General features: G+C 44.1%; 12 protein-coding genes. 9 read left to right on the top strand and 3 right to left on the bottom strand.

Annotation, left to right across the window (positions count from 1 at the left end):
- Nucleotides 1-33: 33 nt before the first annotated feature.
- Nucleotides 34-543: a YwhD family protein gene (locus tag ACIQXU_RS15145; protein ID WP_402990518.1), complete on the top strand. Its 510-nt coding sequence runs from the start codon at nucleotides 34-36 to the stop codon at nucleotides 541-543.
- Between the two features lie 148 nt (nucleotides 544-691).
- Here ACIQXU_RS15145 and ACIQXU_RS15140 read toward each other — a convergent pair whose 3' ends face one another.
- Nucleotides 692-2,758 carry a transglycosylase domain-containing protein gene (locus ACIQXU_RS15140; protein ID WP_402954934.1) on the bottom strand — a complete coding sequence of 689 codons (2,067 nt, stop codon included), beginning with the start codon at nucleotides 2,756-2,758 and terminating at the stop codon, nucleotides 692-694.
- Nucleotides 2,759-2,960: 202 nt separating this feature from the next.
- Between ACIQXU_RS15140 and speE the strand changes: the two genes are divergently transcribed.
- From speE to argS, 4 genes are all read left to right on the top strand, one after another.
- Entirely contained in the window at nucleotides 2,961-3,788 is an 828-nt protein-coding gene (gene speE / locus ACIQXU_RS15135) for a spermidine synthase (RefSeq protein WP_402870241.1), read from the top strand.
- A 12-nt stretch (nucleotides 3,789-3,800) separates the two neighbouring features.
- Nucleotides 3,801-4,679 (top strand): agmatinase, encoded by an 879-nt coding sequence (gene speB, locus ACIQXU_RS15130; RefSeq protein ID WP_402990515.1) that lies wholly within the window; start codon nucleotides 3,801-3,803, stop codon nucleotides 4,677-4,679.
- A gap of 232 nt (nucleotides 4,680-4,911) precedes the next feature.
- Entirely contained in the window at nucleotides 4,912-5,352 is a 441-nt protein-coding gene (locus ACIQXU_RS15125; RefSeq protein ID WP_402954930.1) for a YwiB family protein, read from the top strand.
- A gap of 3 nt (nucleotides 5,353-5,355) precedes the next feature.
- Nucleotides 5,356-7,026, top strand: coding sequence for an arginine--tRNA ligase (gene argS, locus ACIQXU_RS15120; RefSeq protein ID WP_402870249.1), 1,671 nt, complete (start codon nucleotides 5,356-5,358; stop codon nucleotides 7,024-7,026).
- Nucleotides 7,027-7,065: 39 nt separating this feature from the next.
- Here the strand turns inward: argS and uvsE are convergent, their stop codons facing one another.
- Nucleotides 7,066-8,022, bottom strand: a complete 957-nt coding sequence (gene uvsE, locus ACIQXU_RS15115) for a UV DNA damage repair endonuclease UvsE (RefSeq protein ID WP_402990512.1) — start codon at nucleotides 8,020-8,022, stop codon at nucleotides 7,066-7,068.
- Nucleotides 8,023-8,047: 25 nt separating this feature from the next.
- Complete coding sequence (gene cls, locus ACIQXU_RS15110; RefSeq protein WP_402990509.1) at nucleotides 8,048-9,253, bottom strand: cardiolipin synthase; 1,206 nt, start codon at nucleotides 9,251-9,253, stop codon at nucleotides 8,048-8,050.
- 307 nt (nucleotides 9,254-9,560) lie between these two features.
- Between cls and ACIQXU_RS15105 the strand changes: the two genes are divergently transcribed.
- From ACIQXU_RS15105 to ACIQXU_RS15090, 4 genes are all read left to right on the top strand, one after another.
- Nucleotides 9,561-11,690, top strand: coding sequence for a heterodisulfide reductase-related iron-sulfur binding cluster (locus ACIQXU_RS15105; protein ID WP_402990587.1), 2,130 nt, complete (start codon nucleotides 9,561-9,563; stop codon nucleotides 11,688-11,690).
- A 186-nt stretch (nucleotides 11,691-11,876) separates the two neighbouring features.
- On the top strand, nucleotides 11,877-13,070 hold the full coding sequence (locus tag ACIQXU_RS15100) for an acetyl-CoA C-acetyltransferase (RefSeq protein ID WP_402990506.1): 1,194 nt from the start codon (nucleotides 11,877-11,879) through the stop codon (nucleotides 13,068-13,070).
- Nucleotides 13,071-13,099: 29 nt separating this feature from the next.
- Entirely contained in the window at nucleotides 13,100-13,951 is an 852-nt protein-coding gene (locus tag ACIQXU_RS15095) for a 3-hydroxybutyryl-CoA dehydrogenase (RefSeq protein WP_402870256.1), read from the top strand.
- A gap of 40 nt (nucleotides 13,952-13,991) precedes the next feature.
- A complete protein-coding gene (locus ACIQXU_RS15090) occupies nucleotides 13,992-15,122 on the top strand; it encodes an acyl-CoA dehydrogenase (RefSeq protein WP_402871309.1) in 1,131 nt (376 codons plus the stop codon).
- The last annotated feature ends 11 nt before the right edge of the window (nucleotides 15,123-15,133 follow it).

Below are 15,133 nucleotides of genomic sequence, written 5' to 3'. Positions count from 1 at the left end.
TAGTAAATGACGAAACTGAAGGGGGTTATTAACATGGAAGAACAACCAAAGAAAAAGATAGGCTTCAATATTATTAAAAATGATCCGATGAAAGGCCATGGCGGATATGGCGCTGGTGTTTTAACTCTCGACAATATTTCACCGGTCATCATTGATGTGGATGCTGGTGAAGCGGAAGTCGACATCGGCGCGATGCATGCAAGAAGTGCTGTGGAAAAAGGAATCAAGTTTCTAAAGACAAAAGAGGAAGTGCCAAATGGGAAACCCTACTGGCTTGTTTGGGTAACGATTGAAGCCCTGCAAAATGGTCCGTACTATGCCGGGGTGACCGCTTGTGAGATGACGGTGGACCGCTCAATCAGACGTGGGTACAAATCCTTGCCGGAACATGTTAACCGGATGGATAAATCCTTGAAACGCCATATCATCGTCGAGGATATGGACGATAAATCAAAAAGCATCCTTGCCGAGTTCCTGAAAAACCACGATGCAGGAATGTGGGAGCGTTCATCCGATGAGCTTAAACAGTCTTTGACGGTTTAAATGTGTATTATTGTATGAAATGTGAAGTTTAGTAAAAAAATCACTTGTACGAAGCGAATAAAATCAGTAAACTTAGAGACAGCAGTTTAGACACTGTGGAACTAGGACAGAAAAACCCCGAAGCCGCTACCGGCTTCGGGGTTTTTCGTTATCCCCAAGGTTTTAAGATTTTTTTATACCAGGGGTTTTTATGTTTCCCGTCCTTCGGAGCACTTTTGGTGTTCTTTTGCTTGAAGTGCTCTTCACAGTATTCCACGGGTTCGGTTCCTTTTACATAGTAAGTTAATCTGGAGACGGGGCAGGCATCTGTTGCAAGTTTGCCGCTTGCTGGATTGACATGTACACCGATTACATTACCCGTTTCCTTAAAGGGTTTCGAAGGTTGCCCTTTCAAACCCTTCTCCATATAGGATGCCCATATTTTTTTCGCATAACTTTTTTCGGCGGGGATTTCTATCTTTTTCCCTTGATCGTAGCCAGTCCATACACCTGCAACCAGTTGAGGCGTATAACCGACCATCCAGCTGTCGGTGGAAGTGGAACCCGACTTCCCTGCGACGCGGTGCGTCAGTTGGGAACTGATCGTGCTCCCTGTCACCTTCGTGTAGCCGTTTAGCGTTTCGTCAAAAACACCGGTAAGCATTTCGGTCATGACAAATGCCTTATCCTTATCCAGAATCTGTTCACCTTTCTGGGACCGTTCGAAGATGACTTCACCTCTTCGGTCTTCCACCTTGGTGATGAATGTAGGCTCTACTTTTTTGCCGCCATTAGCCAGGATTCCGTACGCATTGACCATTTCAATGGGCCTCACATTGGATGTGCCAAGTGCAAGGGAAGGAACCGCATCCATTTTGGAAGTGATGCCAAAACGACGTGCCGCATCAACCAATGCCTGTTCGCCGAGAAATAGATGGGTCTTCACGGCATAAATGTTGTCGGATAAAGCAATGGCCTGTGCCATCGTTATTTCATCATTCGCATACTGATAATTATAGTTATGCGGCTTATATGAAGTATGGCCATCATCAAAGGTAAAGGTTGTGGCCTCACTTTTTAAAGTGGTTGACGGTGTAAACCCGTTTTCTAGTGCTGAATAGTATAGAAGCGGCTTTATTGTCGATCCTGGCTGGCGTAGGGCCTGTGTGACACGGTTGAATGGTGAAGCTGTGTAGTCAGTGCCCCCGACGAGTGCGCGGACTTCCCCGGTCCTGGGATCCATGGCCACCAGTGATGCTTGGATGCTAGCCTGTTCGGGTATGACAGTGGAGAGGGACTCCTCTGCGATGCGCTGTTGATTTTCATCCAATGTGGTATAAACCTTTAAGCCCCCGAGCTCGATTGTCCGGTCATCTAAATGAAGTTGCGTTTTTAGGGCCTGTTTGACGGCATCCTGGAAGTAAGGAGCCATTTTCTTGGTTACAGTACCATGTTCGCCATTTAAAGAAAGGGATGCCTGGAGGGCTTCATCCGTATCAGCTTTTGAAATATAGTCTTTGGTTTGCATGGCATGCAGGACGACCTTTTGCCTTGATTTGGCCTTATCCAGGTTGTCCAAAGGCGAATAGTTGGATGGCCCCTTTGGGATTCCGGCTAGCATGCTTGCCTCCGGGAGCGTCAAATCCTTGGCATCCTTACCGAAGTAATATTGGCTTGCAGCTTGTGCTCCATAGGCGCCATGGCCATAGTAAATCGTATTTAAATAGCCTTCTAGAATGTCTTTTTTTGAGTAATTCATTTCCAGGCGTATTGTATAGAACGCTTCATTTAGCTTACGCGACCACGTCTTATCATGGTCAAGGAAGAGATTCCGGGCATATTGCTGGGTGATCGTACTTGCCCCTTGAACCTTGGACATGGCACGGACATCAGCAAGGATGGCACCACCGATCCGTTTTATATCAAAGCCCTTATGGGTGTAAAATTGGCGATCTTCTACTGCGACTGTTGCCTTGACTAGTTCGGGTGAAATCGATTCCAGCCCGACCCAGTAGCGCTTTTGACCATTATCGGATTCTCCGATCACATTTCCGTCATGGCTATAATACAGCGTCGATTGAGGTACAGCCAAAGGCGGCGGGCCTAGTATTTTTGCATACATCAGTAAAGAGAGAAGCAAGACAAAGAGAATGATGAGACCTATTGTGGCAAAAATGATGAAAGCCCGCACATATTTAGTTGTCCTTTTAAAACGTTCGCTTGGAATGAGCTCCATTGCTTTCACCTCTCTTATTTTTAAAAAAATAATCTATTACTATTATGGAAAAAAAAGATATTTTTAAACATAAGAAGTGGAATTGTAATATTTATCTTGCATTTCTGGTAGATTCGTCTATACTTTTTCTAGCTAATGGGTATACCGAATATCGGCCAATTAGTTGAAAGACTATAAGATTTTGGAAAGGAAGCGTTAATAAATGAGCATTTGGTTTACTGAGAAACAAACAGAGAATTTTGGTATTACGATGAAAGTGAATCGTACTTTACATACGGAACAAACGGAGTTTCAAAAGTTGGATATGATTGAAACTGAAGAATGGGGAAATATGCTTTTGTTGGATGACATGGTGATGACATCCCAACGCGATGAGTTCGTTTACCACGAGATGGTAGCCCATGTTCCTTTATTTACACATCCTAATCCAGAAAATGTTTTGGTCGTAGGAGGAGGAGACGGCGGAGTTATCCGTGAAGTTCTTAAGCATCCAAGCGTAAAAAAAGCTACACTGGTTGATATTGATGGAAAGGTCATCGAATACTCCAAGAAGTATTTACCTGAAATTGCAGGCATGCTAGAAGATCCACGTGTCGATGTGCAAGTAGGGGATGGCTTTATGCACATCGCGAAGAGTGAAAATGAATTCGATGTGATTCTTGTGGACTCCACCGAACCAGTGGGTCCTGCTGTAAATCTATTTACCAAAGGCTTTTATGCCGGCATCTCCAAGGCTTTGAAAGAAGACGGAATCTTCGTTGCCCAATCGGATAACCCTTGGTTTAAATCGGACTTAATCCGCGATGTACAGCGCGATGTGAAAGAAATATTCCCGATCACAAGCCTTTATTTAGCCAATATCCCGACGTATCCAAGTGGGCTGTGGGCATTCACGATCGGTTCTAAAAAATATAATCCGCTTGACGTTCCAGACGAGCGTTTCCACGATATAGAAACAAAATACTATACAAAAGAACTTCATAAAGCAGCTTTCGTCCTGCCTAAATTCGTTCAAGATTTAGTGAAATAAGGGGGCATGAACATGCGATTCGATGAAGCGTACTCAGGCAATGTATTCATTAAAAGCCATCCGGACTTCGAGGAATCCGAAGCGGTGCTTTATGGTATGCCGATGGACTGGACAGTCAGCTTCCGTCCGGGTTCCCGTTTTGGCCCAACAAGGATTCGAGAAGTTTCAATCGGCTTGGAAGAATACAGCCCATACTTAGACCGTGAATTGGAAGAAGTGAAATTCTATGATGCTGGGGATATCCCATTGCCTTTCGGTAATCCGCAACGCAGTATCGATATGATTGAAGAATTTGTAGACGGTGTGCTTGATGCCGGTAAATTCCCATTGGGCATGGGGGGAGAACACCTTGTTACATGGCCTGTCATAAAAGCCATGTTTAAAAAGTACCCCGATATGGCCATCATCCATATGGACGCCCATACAGATTTGCGGGAGGATTATGAAGGAGAGCCACTTTCCCATGCTTCCATCATCCGAAAATCAGCAGAGCTTATCGGGCCAAGTAATGTTTATTCATTTGGAATCCGTTCCGGGCTAAAGGAAGAATTTCAATGGGCAAGGGAAAATGGCATGCACATCTCTAAGTTTGAAGTGCTTGAGCCCCTGAAGGAAGTATTGCCGCAATTAGCGGGTCGTCCGGTTTATGTGACGATAGACATCGACGTGCTTGACCCTGCGCATGCGCCGGGTACAGGGACCGTCGACTGCGGTGGCATTACGTCCAAAGAGCTTTTAGCTTCGATCCACGAGATAGCCCGTTCAGAAGTGAATGTGGTTGGCTGTGATTTAGTAGAATTGGCCCCGATTTATGATCCATCTGAACAAACGGCGAATACGGCAAGCAAGCTGATTCGTGAAATGATTCTTGGTTGGGTTCAAAAGGGTTAAATATGATAGGGGAGGCTGTTCCTGCATTTTAGCGGGAATGGCCTTTTTTTGTATGTATTCGGGAAATATCATCGCTTTCCCTTCGTAATTAAGAGCTTGTCTTGCGTTACATTCAAATGAATTGCATACTAAGACAAGATATGAAACTTTATTTTCCGCTCCAAGTTGAAACTTCATTGAAGAATATTTATACTTATAAAGTTAAGAACGAGATGATGAAGGAAGTGTAGCTTTGACTCTTCATGATATAGATAAGCAGAATGTTAAAGTGACATTGCAGACAAAAATCAGGCATGGCTCTGAAACGGAAACGTATGAGCTCGTCACTTTTGGTACAAGGATGTATAAAGGATCCGATTTGTATTTGCAATATGCAGAGGAAAATGAAGCCGGCAAAACGCAGACAACCATCAAGCATAAAACGAACGAAACGATTCTGCTTAGGAACGGTGCCGTTAAAATGAGACAGCTTTTTCGCTTGCAGGAAGCGACAAATGGACATTATGAAAGTATATATGGCAGGTTGGGGCTATCGACGACCACAAAGAAAATTCAGCATCAATGGGATGAAAAGAAAAAGGAAGGGAAACTGATCCTTCGCTATGCACTACATATGCAGGGAAGCGAACCCGGGCAATATGAAATGACGATTTCCTACAAGGAGGAAGCTTAGAACATGAATATAGTAAATGAGGTACAGGCAAAACTGAAACAGGAAATTAAAAATGCGGTTATTAAAGCTGGTCTGGCAACGGAAGAACAGGTTCCCCAAGTAGTGTTGGAACTTCCAAAAGATAAGACACACGGAGATTACTCCACGAATATGGCAATGCAATTAACGAAAATCGCAAAAAAAGCACCGAAAATGATTGCTGAAGCGATCATCGAAAACTTTGACCAGTCCAAGGCATCCATTGAAAAAATTGAAATCGCAGGCCCGGGATTCATAAACTTTTACATGGATAATGCTTATCTGACAGAGTTGGTTCCAGTGATTCTGAAAGCAGATGAAGCCTATGGCGAAAGCGATTATGGTAAAGGCGAAAAAATCCAGGTGGAGTTCGTATCCGCAAACCCGACTGGTGACCTTCACCTTGGTCATGCGCGTGGTGCTGCTGTTGGTGACACGTTATGTAATGTTCTATCAAAAGCGGGATATGACGTTTCGCGCGAATACTATATCAATGATGCAGGTAACCAAATCAATAACTTGGCAATTTCAATCGAAGCACGGTACTTCCAAGCACTTGGCCTTGATAAAGAAATGCCTGAAGACGGTTACCGCGGCGAAGATATTATCGGGATTGGTAAAACGCTTGCGAAGGAATATGGAGATAAGTATGTTAACGTCGATGAAAAAGAACGTTATGACTTTTTCCGTGAGTACGGATTGAAATGTGAAATGGCTAAGCTGAAAACGGACTTGGAAAATTTCCGTGTCGGTTTTGATGTGTGGTTCTCGGAAACGTCCCTTTATCAAAATGGGAAAATCGACGAAGCACTAAGCGTTCTGAAGGAGAGAGGCCATGTTTATGAAGAAGACGGGGCAACTTGGTTCCGTTCAACAGAACTTGGCGATGATAAGGACCGCGTTCTTATCAAAAAGGATGGCTCCTACACATACCTGACACCGGATATTGCGTACCACCGCAATAAATTGGAGCGTGGATTCGACACCCTCATCAATATTTGGGGAGCGGATCACCATGGTTATATTCCACGTATGAAAGCGGCAATCGAAGCGTTAGGCTATAATCGTGAGCAGCTTGAAGTGGAGATCATTCAGCTTGTTCATCTATTCAAAGATGGCGAGAAAATGAAAATGAGCAAGCGTACCGGTAAAGCGGTAACGATGCGTGACTTGATTGAAATGGTCGGCCTGGATGCCACACGGTATTTCTTTGCCATGAGAAGTGCGGACACACATATGGACTTTGACCTTGATCTAGCTGTATCACAATCCAATGATAACCCGGTCTATTATTCACAATATGCTCATGCCCGTATTTCAAGCATCTTGCGTCAAGGTGTGGAACAAGGGATTAGCTATGAAGGCATCACTGATTTTACTGCTCTTTCTACGGAGAAGGAATTCGAGCTATTGAAGAAATTAGGGGAATTCCCACAGGCAATCGCGGAAGCAGCCGAAAAACGGATGCCGCACCGCATGACGAATTATATTTTCGACCTTGCTTCTACATTCCACAGCTTCTACAATGCGGATAAAGTATTGGATAGTGAGAAAATGGATAGAAGTAAAGCTCGTCTTGCTCTAGTGAAATCGGTTCAAATTACGTTGAGAAACGCACTGGCACTAATCGGCGTTTCTGCACCGGAAAAAATGTAATAAGAAAAAGCGGTCGTTTCCCGTGAAACGGCCGCTTTTTTATTTAATGAAAACAGATCCCCCGCTTACTCTTTTCACTCCACGGATTCTAGACATCTCTTCAATCAATTTCAGCATCGCCTGATCCTTCATTTTTGCTTCAATCATGAAATCAACATCCTTCCCCAACTCCGTGAGTGCTTTTAGGAGGGGCATAATGAAGGCTATATCAATATAATCGGCATGTGAACGAAACGCACTGGCTGACTTTGGGGAAGAAATATGGATTGTAGGGACCGAATTGCTGTCTTCCCATGTAGTGTAGACATCGGTGAGTAGCTCGTTAAGCGGCTCCACGGATAGATTGGCAAGATGGTGATGATAATCAAAGACGAAAGGAATGCCTTCCCGCTTACATACACGTAACGTTTCGGAAGCTGTATAGGTCTTATCATCATTCTCCAGGGTCATCCTTGCTTTTACATGTTCAGGGAGCGACCTGAGGTTGTCGTGAAAGCGAATGATTGCTGAATCTTTAACACCGTAGGCGCCGCCAATATGGATATTGATGAAGGATTGGTCTGCAATGCCCATCGCTTGAAGCATTTTATAGTGAAATTCCATATCCTTCACGGCATTTTCTGTAATGCTTGGTTTCGGGCTAGTGAAAAGCGTAAATTGGTTCGGATGAAAGCTGACCCGCATGTTGTTCGCCAATACCCAATCCCCAAGTTGTTTCCATTCTTTTGCAAAAGGGGTGACAAAATCCCATTTTACATCCGGGTGAGTCGCCAAGGGAACGATGGAACTGGAAAGTCGGTAAAGCTCGACCTGATGGGCCGTATTATACTGAAGGACCCGCAATGTGTTCTCGATATTTTGTTTGGTCACCTCTAATAGCTTTTGCCTTCCTTCTTCCTGACCAAGCTCGTTATATCGTTTGAAGGTCAGGGTCTTTGCAGGGGAGGCCTCCCAAAGACAGGTTGCATTGGATACAAATCCGAATCGTATTTTCATTTTCTTCACTCCCATTACCCGATTTTTAAAGAAAAGGGGAAAGGATGGCAGCTAGTGATTCTTTTACTGAACGTAAGATATTAGGGGAGGAGAGTGTCTTTTCCGCTATTGGGTTAGATTCAGCAATGTCGATCGCCAATTCATCCTTCACATCTTCTATGCAGCGGCGGTCATATATTAAACAATTGATTTCGCTATTCAGGAATAAACTCCGTTTATCAAAATTTGCCGTACCGATATCACACATAATATCATCGATCAATATCACTTTAGAATGGTAGAACCCTCTCTGAAATTGCATGATGGAGGCGCCTTCTCTTAATAAAATTCTAAAGTAGCGGAATGATGCCTCTTTAACTAGGGCATGGTCCGAAACGTCCGGAACGATGACGGTGACCGCTACCTTTCTGGAAAGGGCTTCCCTTAATGCTTCAAACAATTTATGGCTTGGGATGAAGTAGGGTGTCCCAATAATAATTTCCGTATCAGCTTTTTGAATCAGGTTTATCAGAGTTTGTTCAAGGTCGCTTCCATTAGTCACGATGAACTGTTGAGCTTGTGAGCCAGGAACTAATTCAGGAAAATAGGCGGGAGTCCCCCTGAAATCTTCTTTTGTATCATAAAACCAATCAGAAAGGAAAACTTCCTGTAAATCCTTCACTCCTTCCCCCGTGATTTTCAGGTGGTAATCACGCCAAGGGTTTAGCTTTTCTCCTTGATTAATATATTCCTTCCCAATATTAAAACCGCCCAGATACCCAATCCTTCCGTCAATTACGGTGATTTTCCGGTGATTTCTTCTTTGCGTGGAATAGAAAAGGAAAGGGGTCTTCGGTTTAAAGCTATATGAAAAGTGAACATTGCTTTTCTTTAATTCTTGAATGGACTGCCGGGACATTTTTTTACCTCCGACCCTATCTACCAACAGCCTTACCTCCACACCCGATTCTGCCTTTTTTTGAAGCAACTTCAAAAAGTCATTGCTAAATTGATCCTCTTTCACGATATAAAAAAGAATATGTATGGACTCCTGGGCCCGTTCAATTTCTTTCAGGAAATCTTCGAATAGGATTTTCCCTGATGTAAAGACGGTCATTTCACTTTTACGGGGCGGGAAAGTGATGTTCGTTGCCCGCTTTACCTGCTGCTTATAGCCTAATTTGAAATCAACCCAGCACCAAGTGAGGATCAACATTAATATAGAAAAAAACGTAACGAACACCTTCAACACGATCCCCCCTTAATGGTTTAAGTTAGTTTGACTCAAACAACCTATTTGTAACCATTAATTAAGTACAAGAGAAAGTGGATTTTTTTAAAAAATAAGAAGGGTAATTGACGGAATTGTCGAACTTTACTAGTGGGTGTAGAAAAATAACAATATTTACAAAGAAAAAAGTTGACTGAATGCTCATTCATTATATAATGGAGATAATCAAATTTCAGGAAAATGCCATTTTTTCTATAATTTTAAAGTGGTGATCTGGCATTTTTACACGATTCACGAATATATAAAAGGGGGAACGCATGCAATGGAAATGAATGGCCTGCTGTGGATTAACTTAATTTCATTTTTACTTGTAACCGCTTACGCTGCTGGATTATTTGTCTATTTAATCAGGACTCGAATGGCCTATATAAAGCTTGGCAAAAAGGTGGAATTCGATAATCGCGTCAAAGAACGGCTGGTTAAAATTGGGGTTTATGTATTCGGACAAAAGAAGCTCTTTAAAGACAAGAAGAGTGGAATCATACACTCCATGTTATTTTATGGTTTCATCTTAGTACAATTTGGAGCCATTGACTTTTTTATTAAAGGATTAAAGCCAGGATGGCATTTACCATTTGGTCCGGTATACCCGGCGTTCACTTTCTTTCAGGAAGTCGTGACGCTCACGGTTCTTGTTGCAATCTTATGGGCAGCATACCGCCGTTATGTAGAGAAGCTTGTTCGATTGAAAAGAGATTTTAAAGCAGGGTTGGTCGTCATTTTCATTACCGGAATCATGGTTACCGTATTAACAGGTAATGGAATGGGAATGATCTGGCACGGTCATGATGCAACGTGGTCAGAACCCGTAGCATCCAGCATTGCGTTTTTATTCAACTGGATGGGACCGACCGCAGCGACTGTCGTGTTTTACGTAGCTTGGTGGTTGCATTTGATCATCATATTATCTTTCCTTGTCTATATCCCGCAGTCCAAGCACGCTCATTTAATTGCTGGACCCGTTAATGTATTCCTGAATCGTTTGGATAACCCGGGTAAGCTGAAGCCGGTGGATTTAGAGGAAGAGATTTTGGATAAAGAAGGAAATCAATATTATGGTGCCAAATATATCGAAGACTTAACGCAATATCAAATGATTGACCTATATGCCTGCGTAGAGTGTGGTCGCTGTACGAATATGTGTCCGGCCACAGGTACGGGAAAAATGCTATCGCCGATGGATATCATTATCAAAATGCGTGATCACTTAACGAATACAGGGGCAGCCGTTACGACTAAGCAACCTTGGGTTCCGTCTTTCGTATTTGGAAATACAAAGGGCAACCAAATCGCTTTAGCGAGTGCGGGGCAGGGGGCGCAGGAGTCTGCAGCAGCAACCGAGGCCTATAGCGCTAGCCTTATTGGGGAAGTCATCACGGAAGAGGAACTATGGGCATGTACAACGTGCCGGAACTGTGAAGATCAATGTCCGGTCATGAATGAACATGTTGATAAAATCATTGATATGCGCCGTTACTTGGTGCTGACGGAAGGTCGTTTGGATCCCGATGCCCAACGTGCGATGACAAACATCGAACGCCAAGGGAATCCTTGGGGATTGAACCGTAAAGAAAGAGAAGACTGGATAGGTTTACGTGACGACGTTGTCATCCCAACCGTCAAGGAAATGAAAAAAGCGGATGAGGAATTTGAATATTTATTCTGGGTAGGCTCGATGGGGTCGTATGATAACCGAAGCCAAAAAATCGCCCTTTCTTTTGCTAAATTAATGAATGAAGCTGGCGTCAAATTTGCCATCTTAGGAAATAAGGAGAAAAATTCGGGCGATACTCCTCGCCGTCTAGGAAATGAGTTTGTTTTCCAAGAACTGGCCATGAAAAATATCGAAGAATTCCAGAAAAACGATATCCAAAAAATCGTGACCATCGATCCGCATGCATATAATATCTTCAAGAATGAATATCCGGACTTTGGACTGGAAGCGGAAGTGTACCATCACACGGAATTACTTGCTCAGCTTGTTAAGGAAGGAAGACTGGTACCGCAATTCCCGGTCAATGAAACGATTACCTTCCATGACTCCTGTTACTTGGGAAGATATAACGATGTATACAGCCCACCACGTGAAATCTTGCAATCCATTGAAGGCGTCAAACTTGTCGAGATGGAACGTAACCGTGAGAAAGGAATGTGCTGTGGAGCTGGGGGCGGCTTGATGTGGATGGAAGAGGAAACGGGTAACCGAATTAACGTTTCCCGTACCGAACAAGCTCTTGCAGTAAACCCAACTGTTATTAGCTCAGGTTGCCCATACTGTTTGACGATGTTGTCGGACGGGACGAAGGCAAAAGAAGTTGAAGAGAATGTGAAAACGTATGATGTTGCCGAATTACTCGAAAAGGCAATCCTGGGAGATAGTAAGCCAGTAGCGTCTTAAGTTAAATAGAATTGCCTGCTTCTTTTAAATGAATACATTCACTAGAAGCAGGCAATTTCTCTTTTATATAAACTAAATATTTTAATTTTTGTAAAAAATATGTAAAATGGAATTAAGCGCTTTCAAATTTTTTTATACGGACATCGAGCGAGCGTTCAATCAATTTACCTGAGGAGGAAATGAATAATGACGAAAACAGTGATCATTAGCGGTGTGAGAACACCTTTTGGTAAGTTCGGCGGGGGCCTCAGCAGTTTGACAGCCTCACAGCTTGGTGGAATAGCAATCAAAGAAGCGGTTGAACGGGCAGGGATTGATGGAAGCAAGGTAGGCGAGGTCATTATGGGGAATGTGCTCCAAGCGGGGCAAGGGCAGATCCCTTCTCGGCAAGCAGTACGTAATGCAGGGTTACCTTGGGAAGTGAAAACGGAAACGATAAACAAAGTTTGCGCCTCAGGTCTTCGAAGCGTGACATTGGCAGATCAGATTATTCGCTTAGGGGAGGAAGAAATCATCGTTGCTGGTGGAATGGAATCGATGAGCAACGCACCATACATTCTCCCGAAAGCGAGATGGGGACTACGGATGGGCGATGGTCAGCTGAAGGATACGATGATCTCGGATGGCCTTAGCTGTAGCTTTACAGGCGTACATATGGGGACGTATGGAAACAGTACAGCTGCAGAACTGGAACTTACGCGTGAGCAGCAGGATAGCTGGGCTTATGAAAGTCACCAAAAGGCCATTAAGGCAATCGATGCCGGAATTTTGGCTGAAGAGATCATTGCCGTAGAGGTTCCGGTAAGAAAAGGAACGCCTATGACGATTGAGCATGATGAAGGCCCAAGAAAAGATACATCAGCCGAGAAGCTGGCCAAATTAGGTCCGGCCTTTAATAACGAAGGGACCATCACGGCTGGAAATGCCCCAGGGGTCAATGACGGAGCGGGAGCCCTTGTCTTAATGAGTGAAGAACGTGCAGAAAAAGAAGGGGTAACGCCTTTTGCCTATATTTTGAGCCATGCAGAAGTGGCTGTGGAAGCCAAAGACTTTCCCAAAACACCTGGTTTGGTCATCAATGAACTCTTGAAAAAGTCCGGTAAATCCATCGAGGACATAGATTTATTTGAAATCAATGAAGCCTTTGCCGCTGTCGCCCTAGCCAGTGGGAAGATTGCGAATGTCAATCCTGAAAAAGTAAATGTAAACGGTGGTGCCGTAGCATTAGGACATCCGATTGGGGCTAGTGGAGCCCGCATCATCATCACGCTTATGCATGAATTGAAACGTCGCGGCGGCGGATTGGGCATTGCAGCCATTTGCAGTGGCGGCGGTCAGGGAGATGCCATTTTAATAGAAGTGCCAACGCAGGGAAAATAGATTGCTAGATAACTAAGGAGGGATTTTGGATGGGCATTCAAAAGGTGATGGTCATTGGTGCAGGGCAAATGGGTTCTGGTATTGCCCAGGTATGCGCAATGAGCGGCTATGATGTTCTATTGCATGACTTGAAAGAAGAATATGTAGAAAAGGGATTAGGTACGATTACCAAGAACCTTTCACGACAAGTAGAAAAAGGAAAACTGCCTGCTGAAGATAAAGAGGCAACGTTATCCCGGTTGACAGCATCAACGGATTTGAATCAAGCGAAAGATGTGGATTTGGTCATTGAAGCAGCCATTGAAAATATGGAAATCAAAACGAAGCTTTTTGCCCAATTGGATGAAATCGCCCCGAAGCATGTCATACTGGCGACCAATACGTCATCGCTTCCCATTACGGAAATAGCTGCTGCGACAAAAAGGCCGGAGAAGGTGATCGGCATGCATTTCATGAATCCGGTTCCGGTCATGAAGCTGGTCGAGATCATCCGTGGCCTTGCTACAGCAGACGACGTATATGAAGAAATTGAGGAAATGGCAAAGTCCTTAAGTAAGGTCCCGGTCGAAGTGAATGATTTTCCTGGATTCGTTGCGAACCGGATACTGATGCCAATGATCAATGAGGCGGTTTATACCCTATACGAGGGTGTAGCAACCAAAGAGGCGATCGATGACGTCATGAAGTTAGGCATGAATCATCCCATGGGACCACTTACACTCGCGGACTTCATTGGCCTGGATACATGTTTATACATAATGGAAACCCTCCATGATGGGTTAGGGGACGACAAATACCGTCCATGTCCGTTATTGAGGAAATATGTAAAAGCAGGTTGGCTTGGTAAGAAGTCAGGACGTGGTTTTTATGAATACAGTTAGTCTTCAGGTAGAGCAAGGGCATCAGGGGAGGAATGTAGGGATGGATTTCCAATTCACAGAAGAGCAGGAAATGATGCGCAAGATGGTCCGTGATTTTGCCGAAAAGGAGATAGAGCCCCATATAGAATCGATGGAAAGAGGGGAGTTTCCCAAAAAGATCCTCCGTAAAATGGGTGAACTTGGACTGATGGGTATCCCGATCCCAGAGCAATATGGTGGAGCAGGGATGGATTTCATGTCTTATATCATTGCCATCAATGAAATTTCTAAAGTGAGCCCGACTCTGGGTGTCATACTTTCGGTCCATACTTCCGTTGGCACGAATCCAATCGTTTACTTCGGAACGGAAGAACAGAAAGAGAGGTTTGTCCCGAAGCTTGCTGCAGGTGAATACTTAGGTGCCTTCTGTTTGACGGAACAAAGTTCAGGATCCGATGCTGCGAGTTTGAAAACAAAAGCCGTAAAGGAAGGCGACACCTACCGGCTGAACGGTTCAAAGGTATTCATCACAAATGGAGCGGAGGCAGATGTTTACATTGTATTCGCTTCCAGTGATCCGAGTAAGAAAAGCAAGGGCATTTCTGCCTTTATCGTAGAAAGAGGAACACCTGGCCTTATTTTCGGGAAAAATGAGCGGAAAATGGGACTTCATGGTTCCAGTACGGTACAGGTAACCTTTGAAGATATGAGAATACCAGCTGAGAATCTCCTTGGTAACGAGGGTGAAGGGTTCAAAATTGCAATGGCCAACCTGAACGTTGGAAGAATAGGCATTGCTTCTCAAGCCCTCGGTATTGCAGAAGGCGCCATGAAACATGCTGTCGAGTATGCAAAGAGCAGGGTGCAATTCGGCAGACCGATTGCCATGCAGCAAGGCATCGGTTTCAAATTGGCCGAAATGGCCACGAACATCGAGGCTTCCAGGTTATTAGTCTATCAAGCGACCTATCTTCAGTCGCTTGGGTTACCTTGCGGCAAGGAGGCATCGATGGCAAAGTTGTTTTCATCGAAGACGGCTGTAGAAGTGACAACTGAGGCCATTCAGGTATACGGAGGGTACGGGTATACAACGGAATACCCGGTCGAACGTTACTTCCGGGATGCCAAGGTGACGGAAATTTATGAAGGAACCAGTGAGATACAAAGGATCGTCATTAATAAACATCTCTAAAACCAAGAAGA

Source organism: Peribacillus sp. NPDC097284, from assembly GCF_044761765.1.
In the GTDB taxonomy this organism is placed as follows: Bacteria; Bacillota; Bacilli; order Bacillales; family DSM-1321; genus Peribacillus.
The sequence above is the reverse complement of the archived record's forward strand: the minus strand, read 5'-3'. Positions and strand labels throughout refer to the sequence as shown.